General features: G+C 57.1%; 11 protein-coding genes. 3 read left to right on the top strand and 8 right to left on the bottom strand.

The window, feature by feature from the left end:
* Positions 1–33 precede the first annotated feature (33 nt).
* Complete coding sequence (mfd, locus tag K5Y32_RS03620; RefSeq protein WP_222181813.1) at positions 34–3,477, top strand: transcription-repair coupling factor; 3,444 nt, start codon at positions 34–36, stop codon at positions 3,475–3,477.
* A 119-nt stretch (positions 3,478–3,596) separates the two neighbouring features.
* On the opposite strand, the gene K5Y32_RS03615 is transcribed toward mfd, so the two are convergent.
* The 8 genes from K5Y32_RS03615 to hinT form a co-directional block, all read right to left on the bottom strand.
* A complete protein-coding gene (locus K5Y32_RS03615) occupies positions 3,597–4,139 on the bottom strand; it encodes a glycine zipper 2TM domain-containing protein (protein ID WP_007885735.1) in 543 nt (180 codons plus the stop codon).
* A 296-nt stretch (positions 4,140–4,435) separates the two neighbouring features.
* Entirely contained in the window at positions 4,436–5,740 is a 1,305-nt protein-coding gene (locus K5Y32_RS03610; RefSeq protein ID WP_176970294.1) for an NAD(P)/FAD-dependent oxidoreductase, read from the bottom strand.
* Positions 5,741–5,952: 212 nt separating this feature from the next.
* A complete protein-coding gene (gene ycfP / locus K5Y32_RS03605) occupies positions 5,953–6,495 on the bottom strand; it encodes an alpha/beta hydrolase YcfP (RefSeq protein ID WP_222181812.1) in 543 nt (180 codons plus the stop codon).
* Positions 6,496–6,534: 39 nt separating this feature from the next.
* Entirely contained in the window at positions 6,535–7,578 is a 1,044-nt protein-coding gene (nagZ, locus tag K5Y32_RS03600) for a beta-N-acetylhexosaminidase (RefSeq protein ID WP_222181811.1), read from the bottom strand.
* Positions 7,579–7,593: 15 nt separating this feature from the next.
* A complete protein-coding gene (gene thiK / locus K5Y32_RS03595) occupies positions 7,594–8,409 on the bottom strand; it encodes a thiamine kinase (protein WP_192234272.1) in 816 nt (271 codons plus the stop codon).
* Positions 8,396–8,992, bottom strand: coding sequence for a penicillin-binding protein activator LpoB (gene lpoB, locus K5Y32_RS03590; protein WP_101760823.1), 597 nt, complete (start codon positions 8,990–8,992; stop codon positions 8,396–8,398). Before lpoB ends, thiK begins: the two co-directional genes overlap by 14 nt.
* A gap of 10 nt (positions 8,993–9,002) precedes the next feature.
* Complete coding sequence (locus K5Y32_RS03585; protein ID WP_101760824.1) at positions 9,003–9,368, bottom strand: YcfL family protein; 366 nt, start codon at positions 9,366–9,368, stop codon at positions 9,003–9,005.
* A gap of 17 nt (positions 9,369–9,385) precedes the next feature.
* Positions 9,386–9,736 carry a purine nucleoside phosphoramidase gene (gene hinT, locus K5Y32_RS03580; protein WP_101760825.1) on the bottom strand — a complete coding sequence of 117 codons (351 nt, stop codon included), beginning with the start codon at positions 9,734–9,736 and terminating at the stop codon, positions 9,386–9,388.
* Between the two features lie 356 nt (positions 9,737–10,092).
* Here hinT and K5Y32_RS03575 point away from each other — a divergent pair, with 356 nt between their 5' ends.
* Both K5Y32_RS03575 and K5Y32_RS03570 read left to right on the top strand, forming a co-directional pair.
* Positions 10,093–11,697 (top strand): MFS transporter, encoded by a 1,605-nt coding sequence (locus tag K5Y32_RS03575; protein WP_210080516.1) that lies wholly within the window; start codon positions 10,093–10,095, stop codon positions 11,695–11,697.
* Complete coding sequence (locus K5Y32_RS03570; RefSeq protein ID WP_176970298.1) at positions 11,694–12,833, top strand: glycoside hydrolase family 105 protein; 1,140 nt, start codon at positions 11,694–11,696, stop codon at positions 12,831–12,833. Before K5Y32_RS03575 ends, K5Y32_RS03570 begins: the two co-directional genes overlap by 4 nt.
* Positions 12,834–12,934: the final 101 nt, after the last annotated feature.

Here is a 12,934-nt window from a genome sequence, read left to right as displayed (position 1 = left end):
CCCTGTAATCCAAGGAGAGAATGTCGAGATCCCATGTCGGAACAGAGTCGTTATACCCTGCCAGTCAAAGCCGGCGACCATCGCCAGCTCGGTCAGCTCGTCGGCGCCGCACAAGCGCTTGAGTGCGCCAGCATCACCGAACGCCACAGCGGTCCGGTGTTGATGATTACCCCGGATATGCAATCTGCCCTGCGTCTGCAGGAGGAGATTCGCCAGTTCACCGATCTGCCGGTCACCCATCTCGCTGACTGGGAAACGCTGCCCTACGACAGCTTCTCGCCGCATCAGGACATCATCTCAGCTCGCCTCTCCACGCTGTATCAACTGCCCAACTTAACGCGCGGTATGCTGATTATGCCGGTCAACACGCTGATGCAGCGCGTGTGTCCGCACAGCTTCCTGCACGGCCATGCGCTGGTGATGCAACAAGGGCAAAAGCTGTCGCGCGATGCGCTGCGCGATCAGCTGGAGCAGGCCGGTTATCGCCACGTCGATCAGGTGATGGAGCACGGTGAATACGCCACGCGCGGTGCGCTGCTCGATTTGTTCCCGATGGGCAGCGACCAACCTTATCGCATCGACTTCTTTGACGATGAGATCGACAGCCTGCGCCTGTTTGATGTCGATACGCAGCGCACGCTGGAGGCGGTCAACGCTATCAACCTGCTGCCGGCGCATGAATTCCCCACGGATAAAGCCGCCATCGAGCTGTTCCGCAGCCGCTGGCGCGAAACCTTTGACGTACGGCGCGAGCCGGAGCACGTCTATCAGCAGGTGAGCAAAGGTACGCTGCCCGCCGGTATCGAATACTGGCAGCCGCTGTTCTTTGAGCAGGCGTTGCCGACGCTGTTCAGCTATCTGCCCGCCAATACGCTGCTGCTCAACAGCGGCGATTTGCTGGCCAGCGCCGAGCGCTTCTGGCTTGACGCCAACGCGCGCTTTGAGAATCGCCGTATCGATCCGATGCGCCCGCTGCTGGAGCCGGTCACGCTGTGGCTGCGTCCCGACACGCTGATGAGCGAACTGAAAGCCTGGCCGCGCATGCAGTTAAGCAGCGAGACGCTGCCGGAAAAAGCAGCGAATACCAATCTCGGTTATCAGCCGCTGCCGGAATTGACGGTGCAGGCGCAGGCCAAAGCGCCACTCGATCTGCTGCGTCAGTTCCTTGAACAATTCAGCGGTCAGGTGATTTTCTCGGTTGAGAGTGAAGGCCGCCGTGAAAGCCTGCAAGAGCTGTTGGCGCGCATTAAACTGCGTCCACAGGCTATCGATCACTTTGATCAGGCCGCCAATCAGCCGCTTAGCCTGATGATTGGCGCCAGCGAGCGCGGCTTTATCGATACGCAACGCCAGCTGGCGTTGATCTGCGAAAGCGATCTGCTTGGCGAGCGCGTCAGTCGTCGTCGCCAGGATAATCGCCGCACCATCAATCCTGATGTGCTGATCCGCAACCTCGCCGAGCTGCATCCTGGCCAGCCGGTGGTGCATCTGGAGCACGGCGTGGGACGTTATATCGGCCTGACCACGCTGGAAGCCGGCGGCATCGTCGCTGAATATCTGATGCTCTCCTATGCGGGCGACGCCAAGCTGTACGTGCCGGTTTCATCACTGCATCTGATTAGCCGCTATGCCGGTGGCGCGGATGAAAACGCGCCGCTGCATAAACTTGGCAGCGATGCCTGGTCACGCGCGCGGCAGAAAGCTGCTGAGAAAGTGCGCGACGTGGCGGCAGAGCTGCTGGATATTTACGCTCAGCGCGCAGCCAAAACCGGCTTTGCCTTTAAGCACGATCGCGATCAGTATCAGCTGTTCTGCGAAGGCTTCCCATTTGAAACCACGCCGGATCAAGGCCAGGCGATCAACGCAGTGCTGAGCGACATGTGTCAGCCGCTGGCGATGGATCGTCTGGTGTGCGGCGACGTCGGCTTTGGTAAAACCGAAGTGGCGATGCGCGCTGCGTTTCTGGCGGTTGAGAACGCCAAACAGGTCGCGGTGCTGGTGCCCACCACGCTGCTGGCGCAGCAGCATTACGACAACTTTCGCGATCGTTTCGCTAACTGGCCGGTGCGCATTGAGATGCTGTCGCGCTTCCGCACCGCCAAAGAGCAGAGTCAGGTGCTGGAACAGGCGCGCGAGGGCAAAGTCGATATTCTGATTGGCACCCATAAGCTGCTGTCGAACGACCTGAAGTGGCACGATCTCGGCCTGCTGATTGTCGATGAAGAGCACCGCTTTGGCGTGCGTCATAAAGAGCGGATCAAGGCGATGCGCGCCGATGTCGATATCCTGACGCTCACCGCCACGCCGATTCCGCGTACCCTGAATATGGCGATGAGCGGCATGCGCGATCTGTCGATTATTGCCACGCCACCAGCACGACGCATGGCGGTGAAAACCTTTGTGCGAGAGTACGATAGCCTGGTGGTGCGCGAGGCAATCCTGCGTGAAGTGCTGCGCGGCGGCCAGGTTTACTATCTCTATAATGACGTGGAAAACATCGAGAAAGCGGCGCAGCGATTGGCCGATCTGGTGCCGGAAGCGCGCATTGCCATTGGTCACGGTCAGATGCGCGAACGCGATCTCGAGCGGGTGATGAATGATTTCCACCATCAGCGCTTTAACGTGCTGGTGTGTACCACCATCATCGAAACCGGTATCGACGTACCCAGCGCTAACACCATTATCATTGAACGCGCTGACCACTTTGGTCTGGCGCAGCTGCATCAGCTGCGTGGCCGCGTGGGACGTTCGCACCATCAGGCCTATGCGTGGCTGCTGACGCCGCATCCAAAAGCGATGACCACTGATGCGCAAAAACGTCTGGAAGCTATCGCGTCGCTGGAAGATCTCGGCGCCGGTTTTGCGCTGGCAACCCACGATCTGGAGATTCGCGGCGCGGGTGAGCTGCTCGGCGAAGATCAGAGCGGCCAGATGGAAACCATCGGCTTCACGCTGTATATGGAGCTACTGGAGAACGCGGTCGATGCGCTGAAGGCGGGCCGCGAGCCGTCGCTGGAAGATCTCACCAGCAATCAAACCGAAATCGAACTGCGTATGCCTGCCCTGCTGCCGGATGATTTTATCCCGGATGTGAATACCCGCTTGTCGCTCTACAAGCGCGTGGCCAGCGCCGCCGATGAGCAGGATTTGGCGGAACTGAAGGTTGAGATGATTGACCGCTTCGGCAAGCTGCCGGATGCCGCGCGTAATCTGCTGGATGTTGCCGGGCTGCGTTTAGTGGCGCGCGAGTTGGGGATTCGTAAGATTGAAGCCAGCGACAAAGGCGGATTCTTCGAGTTTGCGCCGCAGAATCAGGTCGATCCAGGCTGGCTGATTGGCCTGCTGCAAAAAGATCCTCAGCAGTGGAAGCTGGATGGCCCAACGCGATTGAAGTTCACCCGCGATATGGCGGACCGGAAAATCCGTATGGAGTGGGTGCAGGGATTTGTCAGCGAGCTGGCGAAAAACCGGGTTTAGTGGATATCCGCACGGAATCGCGCCGCTACGATTTCGTGCGCGTTGAGGATCTCACACATAAAAAAAAGCGCCTTGCGGCGCTTTTTTCGTTACTGCTGCTGTGATGCATCTTTGCCCAATTAGGCCTGATTTGAATTCAGGATCAGCTGACCATTACGGTCGAGCGGAATGCGGGTACCAGGGTCGTTTTCCATGCGGATTTTGCCCTGCTGGTCGCCTATTTTATAGGTCACGTCATACCCCAGCATTTTTTCCTGTTTGTCATATACCGTTTTGCAACGCTGCTCGTTGGTGGTGTAAGTGTCGCGATCCTGCAGCGCACCCTGCACCTGATTACCGCCGTAACCACCGGCCAACGCGCCCGCTACCGTAGCGACATCGCGTCCGCGTCCGCCACCAAACTGATGGCCCAACACGCCGCCGGCTACCGCACCCAGCACCGAACCGGCAATGCGATTCTCATCCTGGACCGCACGACGATGGGTCAGCGTCACATTGCGACACTCCTGTCGCGGCTGTTTGATGCTCTCTTTGATCGGCGTCGCCGACAGAACTTGTGCAAACTGCGGGCCGCGATCGAAAACATCCATGCTGGCGACTGCGGCAACACCTAACGCTGCTGCCACGCCGATACCGATACCCGCTAACATTGATTTATTCACAGGAATGTCCTCCTGAAGGTTGTTACCGCGCATTCCTGCCGCTACCAAATCCTGTGTAGCCGAGGCATAACCGGCGTGCGCGCCGCGCCGTGTTTGTTAGTAATAAGTTTTACAGATGGACCGTAATTGCAACATCAGATTAATGGAGGAAACGCAGCGGAAACCCATCAGGGCCAGCTTTTAGGAGAGTTCCGAGAGCGGATGAAATAGTGCCGTAACCTTAAGCTGAACGTGCAGTTTTCAGCGGGTTACGGCAGCTGGCGTGGCGTAGGGCGGCATTCACCGCCCGAAAATCATCAGTGCAGCTTGAGACGCGGACGCAGGACGCGGTTAAGACTCCCGACCAGCATCATAAGACCGGTCTTGAAGTATCCGTGGAGCGCAATCTGGTGCATACGATATAGAGAGATGTAGACAAAACGCGCAATGCGCCCTTCCACCATCATCGATCCGCGCATCAGGTTACCCATCAAGCTGCCGACCGTACTGAAGCGCGACAGCGACACCAGCGAACCGTGATCTTTATAAACATACGCTTTCAGCGGCTTCTCTTTACGCTGTGCAAGGATGTTCTCCAGCGCGCGCGAGGCCATCTGATGCGCTGACTGCGCGCGCGGCGGCACAAATCCGCCACCCGGCAGCGCGCAGGAGGCGCAATCGCCAATGGCGTAGATGTCGTCATCCAGCGTGGTTTGCAGCGTCTCTTTCACCACCAGCTGATTGATGCGGTTGGTTTCCAGTCCGCCAATCTCTTTCAGGAAGTCTGGCGCTTTGATACCGGCCGCCCACACCATCAGATCGGCGTCGATGAATTCGCCGCCTTTAGTATTCAAGCCGTTTTCGGTGGCGCTGGTGACCATGGTTTGCGTCAACACGCGCACGCCAAGTTTGGTCAGCTCCTGATGCGCCGCCGCCGAGATACGCGGTGGCAGCGCCGGCAGAATGCGTTCACCGGCTTCCACCAGCGTGACGTTCAGCGAGCTGCTATCCAGACCTTTGTAGCCGTAGCTGTGCAGCTGTTTCACCGCGTTATACAGCTCCGCAGAGAGTTCCACGCCGGTGGCACCGCCGCCGACAATGGCGATGTTGACTTTTTCCAGGCTGCCTTCGCTGGCCGAGAAACGCAGGAACAGGTTGAGCATTTCGTTGTGGAAACGACGCGCCTGATGCGGGTTGTCGAGGAAGATGCAGTGATCTTTTACGCCCGGCGTGCCGAAGTCATTTGAGGTGCTGCCAAGCGCGATGACCAGGCGATCGTAGGCCAGCTCACGCTGCGGCACTAACAGTGCGCCTTCCGCATCGCGGATTTCGGCCAGCTCAAGGGTTTTGTTTTCACGATTGATTTGCGTCAGCGATCCCAGCTGGAACTGGAAACCGTGATTACGCGCGTGCGCCAGATAGCTCAGCGCATCAATCCCTTCGTCCATCGAACCGGTTGCCACTTCGTGCAGCAGCGGTTTCCACAGATGACTGTGGTTACGATCGACCAGGATGATCTCGGCTTTCTTCTTGCGTCCCAGCTTGTGACCGAGCTGCGTTGCCAGCTCTAAGCCGCCAGCACCACCGCCGATGATAACGATTTTTTCCATAGATGTAGTCAACAAAGACCCCCTCAAAGTTGTAAACCAATAGTTAATTAAAGGTTAATAAAAACCTTAATAAACATAGGGTTGGCGACGTTAAATCGCGAGCTGAGGGCAGAATATCACGGCGTCAAAGACATCACATAAGAAAATTGATGTACATCAATCTTTCAGCTGCATTATCAGAATGTTACACATTTTATGCGCCGCATCACACGGCGCGTCGGCGGTCAGGCGAGGAGTTTGAAGGCTTTGATGCGCTGCAAATGCGGCGCGATGTTCTTGAATTTGTGGCTGGCTGCGTCATCCCAGATGATTTCATAGAACGGCTGCAGGTACGTCGCGCTGCGCTGATTATCCAGCGCTTCATCTTGTCGAGACAAAATCGTCAGACACTTTTCGCGGTTCTTTTCGCGGAAATCGTTGACGCACTTAGTGGCGATATCGAGATACTCTTCCGGGCGATCGATTTTGCCTTCCATGTTCTCAAACGGGAACAGATTTGGATTGAAGATCACCTGACGCATGCCGCACAGGAAGCCAATGCGTTCGGCCCAATAACCACCGAGCCCAACCCCGCAAATCAGCGGATGCGCATCGTCACCCTGTTGCAGCAGCTTGTCGCACTCTTTCAGCAGAAACTGCATGTCGTGTTTGGGATGGCGGGTGCTGTAGCTGACTAATCGGACGTCCGGGTCAATAAACTGCAGCTGCAGCACCTTTTCATGGTTGCCCGGACTGTTGGAATCAAAACCGTGCAGATAGATGATCATGATTTTCCTCAGCGTGGAGTGAAATCCGGGCAGCGATGCTTATCTGCCCGAGGCTTTCTGCGCCAGCCAGCGCTCTTGCAACGCGCTTAACTGACGCTGATTTTGCCGCCAGCGCTCGCTTGCCAGCAGGCTTTGACGGGTAAAACGCCCTTGATGGTATAACTGCGTCACGCGCTCTGCCCCGATCGGCGTCAAGTTATCCAGCACGCTCACCGCGCCCGCGCGTTGATTGCACACCAGGATCATATCGCAACCGGCATTCAGCGACTGCTGCGCGCGTTCGGCGTAGCTGCCCATCACCGCGGCACCTTCCATCGACAGATCGTCGGAGAAAATCACGCCGTTAAAGCTGAGCTCCTGGCGCAATACGGTTTGCAGCCAATACGGCGAACCGCTGGCAGGCAACGGATCCACCTCAGTATAGATAACGTGCGCCGGCATCACCGCATCAAGAAGCTGCTCGTCGATCAACTGCTTAAAGATCGCCATGTCATGCTGACGCAACGTGGCGGCATCGCGGTTGTCGCGCGGCGTCTCTTTATGCGAATCGGCACTGACCGCACCGTGACCGGGGAAGTGTTTGCCGGTGGTTTTCATGCCGGCTTCATGCATGCCGTTGATAAAACGTCGTGCGACCTGTAGGGCGATGGCCGGATCTTCATGGAATGAACGATCGCCGATCGCCGCGCTGATGTGGCCAATATCGAGCACCGGCGCGAAACTAATGTCGATGTCCATGGCGATCATTTCCGACGCCATCTGCCAGCCCGCCTGCTGCGCCAGTTCACCGGCACGATTCAGATCGTGCAGCGCGGCGAAGGATTGCATCGCCGGCAGCTGCGTGAAGCCGTCGCGGAAACGCTGCACGCGACCGCCTTCCTGATCCACCGCTACCACCAGACGATTGCGTGAAGCGGCGCGAATCTGGCGCACCAGCTCTGCTAACTGCTCGACATCGTGGAAGTTGCGGGCAAACAGAATCAGTCCGCCCACCAGCGGATGCTGCAGAATTTCGCGTTCTTCGGCGTCCAGCTCATAGCTTTCGACGTCAAGCATCAGCGGTCCGGGTGTGTTCATGGTCATGATTAAAATCCTGAGTTAAAGGTCGTGCCAGCTGGCCTGCGCCAGCTGCAGTAAGGTGTCATCCTGGCTCTGCTCGGCACGCAGCTGATACCAGCTGGCCATCAACAGCTGCAGCCACGGTTGCCAGCGCTGCATCTGGCATGCCAGTGCTGGCTCATCCAGTTGCGCGCGCGCGGCGTAATCAGCAATCCACGCGGAACGCGTATCGCCATCAACCGCACACACCGCCGCCAGCTCCAGCGCCACGTCACCGTCGGCGGCATACTCCCAGTCGATCAGGCGTAAACCTTCCGGCGTGGCAATCAGGTTGCCGGCGTGGACATCCATATGCAGCGGCGCCAGCCGCAGCGGCTGCGGTTCGCCCTGCTGTAATAAGCGTTGCAGACGACGCTGCCAGCGCCAGTGACGCTGCCGGCAAAGCTGCCAATAGCGCTGTAGCAGCGGCGCTAATCGTAAACGGTAGCCGGTGAGCGGCTGTTGATGCAGACGCTGCAGCAGCGCCACAATCGCCTGCCGCTGCGCGTTAAACTGCGCGGAGGTGAGCACCTCGCCCGGCATCCAGCTTTGCAGCAGCCAGGGATGGCGCCACGCCAGCGGCTGCGGACCAAGTTGTGCATGCCGCAGCTGCTGCAGAATGCGGTATTCGCGCTGGCGATCGACAAACGGGATCGGCTGCGGCGGCGCACGTCGCGCCAGCAATTCGCCCTGCGGCATCTGCACGCGCACGCTTTGCCCGCTCAGTCCCGGCAGCGCGAAAAAATGACCGGCAGCTTGCGCCGTCGGCCATTGTTGCTGAAGCAGGTTTTGCAGCTGTGGATCAGGGTTGAGCAACACCGTTTCCTGACCAGATTATTTCACCGGTTTGTACCAGCATCAGCTGCATTTGCAGCGTCGGTGATTTCACATCGCCCTGCGCATTGCTGTAGAGCACATACTGCGCGTTAACGTTGCGCGCCAGGCCAATCGCTTTACTGCGCGAGTTGAGGCTGTCATCCGGCGACAAGCCCAGCGTTTGCTTGGCCTGCGCCAGCTGTTCTGGGGTGATCAGCGTGAACTTGCCGTTGTTGGCCAGCGCATTCTGAATCGCATCGGTGGCTTTGTCGGTTTGCAGCGCGCCATTAGTACTGTTCTTGATGCGATCCACCAGCAGCACGCTGCCCGGATTCACGCCTGAAGATTGCACCATCTTGCCGACCAACGGCTGGACGCTAGCATCCCAGTTAATGGTTTTCAGCTTTGGTGGCTGCGGCACGGTTTGCGGCGGCGGCACTGGCTGCGGCGTAGGTTCAACCGGCTGAGTGGGCGTGGTCGGCTGCGTGGGTTCTACCGGTGCCGGCGTCTGTTGTTGCACCACACAACCGGTGAGCATTAGCGCAAATAACAACGCGCCCGAACGTTTTACACTGCGAATCACAGCTTACTCCTCAAAGATAAAGATAGAGACGCACCTTACTGGCGGTCGGATTGCCCATTTGTGAGGCCACTTCTACGCTGCCGTGCGCCGGAACGATTTGGCTTTGCGCCGGCTCTTCCGGCGTGATTTCCAATCCTTTGTCGTCGTACCAATAGAAACGATAGTGCACTTTCACTGGCGTTTCACGCTGGTTGTACAACACGCTCATGGCACGCTGCTGACCATCTTGTTCGGTCAACTTCGGATCATCGGTAATAATGCCCGCGGATAACACCGCCGATTCCATCACCAGCGACTGCGAGGTATTAATCATCGGCTTATCGCTGCTGCAACCTGCAAGGGTCAGCAACAGCAAGCCACTCAGCCATTGACGCATCACGTTGTCCGCCTGAGTTAGCTGGCCAGCATCGGGCCCAGCGGCTGACCGCCAACCAAATGCATATGGATGTGATAAACCTCCTGACCGCCATGGCTGTTGCAGTTGATGATCAGACGATAGCCATCTTCGGCAATGCCTTCATCACGGGCAATTTTGGCGGCTACGGTGATCATCCGGCCCAGCGCCTGCTCGTGTGCGGGCTGCGCATCATTGGCGGTGGGAATCAATACGTTGGGGATGATCAAGATATGGGTAGGCGCTTTCGGCGCGATATCACGGAAGGCGGTGACCAGTTCGTCCTGATAAACCACGTCGGCGGGAATCTCGCGACGGATGATTTTACTGAAAATGGTTTCTTCAGCCATGGTGCATTTCCTTAAGCCTGAGTTCAGTCAGGCAGTATGCGTGAGGAATTCCATTTCTTTCAACCTCAGGACCACAATTCCTGCATTAAATGGCTGCCTTTAAGCCGTTTTCTCACTTCGCCACGCATTGTGCTGCAGCTCGCATTTCTAACCTCTCATTAACCACAAAAATGAAACGCTGTTTTATAAATTAGAGATATCACGCCTTTTTCTTTGTGATTTTGCCACTCACCTGCAGGTCATTGCGAAATCACGAAGGTTTGCCAGCTTAAGCCGCTCTACTTTCAATCCAATCCGCGCAAGTTGTACGGAGTGATGAGGGATGTGTTTACCGACTAATTCAAGGAGAACCTGCCATGCGCTCTCGTAAGATTGGCCTGGGCCATTATCTGGCCTATGGGTCCGGGGATTTCCTCGGTGCAGGCACCACGGCGCTAACCGCCGCCTGGCTGCTCTACTTTTACACCACCTTTTGTGGGCTCTCGCCGATTCAGGCGACCTTCATTTTCGCCGCCGCCCGCGTACTGGATGCGGTGGTGAGCCCGCTGATGGGTTTCCTGACCGATAACTTCGGTTCGACCTGGCTCGGCAAGCGCTTTGGCCGCCGCAAATTTTTTATCCTGCTCGGCATTCCGTGCGTGTTCAGCTACAGCCTGATGTGGGTTGGCGACATGAGTTTTTGGTGGTATCTGCTGACTTATCTGCTGTTCGATATGGTCTACACCATGATTCTGGTGCCTTACGAAACGCTGGTACCGGAGATGACCGATGATTTCAAACAGAAAACCCGCTTCTCTGGCGCGCGTATTGGTCTGGCGCAGCTTTCGGCCATTCTGGCAGCGTTCCTGCCGGGCATACTGATTGGCTGGTTTGGCAAAGAGAATCCGATCTCCTTCTTCTACGCCAGCCTGGTGTTCTCGGTGATTTGTGCGCTGGTGTTAACGTTGGTGTGGCTGTTTACCTGGGAACGCGATCCCGACGATTTCTCTGCCGAATCGCGCCGCGCCGAGCAGGAAAAATCACAGCTGACCTTGCTACAGAGCCTGAAGCGCCTCTACACCGAGCTGGCCTCAACGCTGCGCATTCGTATTTTCCGTCAGCATCTGGGCATGTATCTCGGCGGCTATATCGCGCAGGACGTGTTTAACGCGGTGTTCACCTGGTATGTGGTGTTTGTGCTGATGCAAAGCGCGCAGATCGCCTCCAACCTGATGGGCACCATGGCGGTGATGCAGTTTATTGCGGTGATGGCGATGATTCCGCTGTGTATCCGCCTTGGGCCTGCGCCCGCATACCGTATGGTGGTGGTGCTGTTTGGGCTTAGCGCCCTCTCCTACGCCGGATTGTGGTACACCGGCATGAACGACAACTTCGCTCTGCTGGTACTGATTTCCGGTCTTGCCGGTCTTGGTCGCGGCGGCATCAACTATGTGCCGTGGAATACTTACACCTATATCGCTGACGTCGATGAAGTGATTACCGGCCAACGTCGCGAAGGCATTTTTGCCGGCATCATGACGCTGACGCGCAAAGCCTCGCAAGCGGGTGCGGTGATGTTCGTCGGTATCGTGTTGCAGCTGGCGGGCTTCTCTTCCGGCCAGGCCACGCAGGTGCCGGCTGTCGGCCATACCATTCTGGCGATCCTCAGCGTGGGCACGCTCTGTGTGCTGGCCTGCGGCTTCATTATTTCACTGCGCTTTAAACTCAATCTGCAAACCCACACCGTGCTGCGCGAAGAGACGTTGAAAATGCGCGAAGCCGGACGCGTGGTGCCAGAGCGTATTTCGCCACAGGCGCGTGAAGTGGTCGAAATGCTGGCGGGCATGCCGTATGAAAATCTGTGGGGCAATAACAACGTCGGCTATCTCAACCGTCATAAGCCTGCCGCACCGCCGCTGCCGACGCAGCCACGATCTTTACCTTCTCTCTCTACCCTGATTAACGATAGGAATGAACCATGACTGTATTTCCTGTAAAGCACAGCGCGTTACTGCGCCAGCCTGAATATCTGTTGCCACGTACTGAGCTGGTGCAGTTGATTCAGCGGCTAACCCACAATCTGGTGAACATTACCGATCACAGCGGCGAGTTTTTGCTGCGCCTCGATGATGGCCGCGTGATCGATACCAAAGGCTGGGCCGGTTGGGAGTGGACGCACGGCATCGGCCTGTACGGCATGCTGCACTATTATCAGCAAACCGGCGATCAAGCGACGCTGAAGATTATCGATGACTGGTTCAGCACGCGGCTGGCGGAAGGTACGCCAACCAAGAACGTGAATACCGTCTGCCCGTTCCTGACGCTGGCGTATCGCTATGAAGAGACGCGCAATGCTGCGTGGCGGCCGGTACTGGAGCGCTGGGCTGAATGGGTGATGTATGAGATGCCGCGCACCGAGCAAGGTGGCTTGCAGCACATCGTCTACAACAATGAAAACACCCAGCAGCTGTGGGATGACACCTTAATGATGAGCGTGATGGCGCTAGCGAAGATTGGCCAGTTGCTGGATCGTCCGGAGTTTGTCGAAGAAGCCAGCTATCAGTTCCTGATTCATACCCAATATTTGATGGATCGCCAAACCGGCTTGTGGTTCCACGGCTGGACGTTTGATGGGCGGCACAATTTTGCCAACGCACGTTGGGCGCGCGGCAACAGCTGGTTGACTATCGTCATTCCTGATTTCCTCGAGATGATGAACTGGCCGGAACAGCACGCCACGCGGCGTTTCCTGCAGCAGGTGCTGGAGAGTCAGGTGAAGGCGCTGAGCGCCTGTCAGCACAGCAGCGGTTTGTGGCACACCTTGCTCGACGATCCCAACAGCTACCCGGAAGCCTCCGCCACCGCCGGTTTCGCCTATGGCATTCTTAAAGCGGTGCGCAAACATTATCTTTCGCCCGAGTATTTGCCGCTGGCGGAGAAAGCGTTGCGCGGCGTGATCGGCAATATCGATGAGGATGGGGAATTGAAGCAGGTGTCGTTTGGAACAGCGATGGGCAGCGATCTGGAGTATTACCGCCAAATCCCGCTCACCTCAATGCCGTATGGTCAGGCAATGGCGCTATTGTGTTTAACCGAGTATTTGCGGGTTTATTTATAAATAAAAAATGCCCTCTTTGAGGGCATTTTTACGCACCGAACATGAAGTGCGTTGAAGCGGCGGCAGAGGAGTAAAGCGTCCCAAGCCATGGATGGCTTGGG

The sequence above is a fragment of the Pantoea sp. DY-15 genome (genome assembly GCF_019795935.1).
Lineage (GTDB): Bacteria > Pseudomonadota > Gammaproteobacteria > Enterobacterales > Enterobacteriaceae > Pantoea > Pantoea leporis.
The sequence above is the reverse complement of the archived record's forward strand: the minus strand, read 5'-3'. Positions and strand labels throughout refer to the sequence as shown.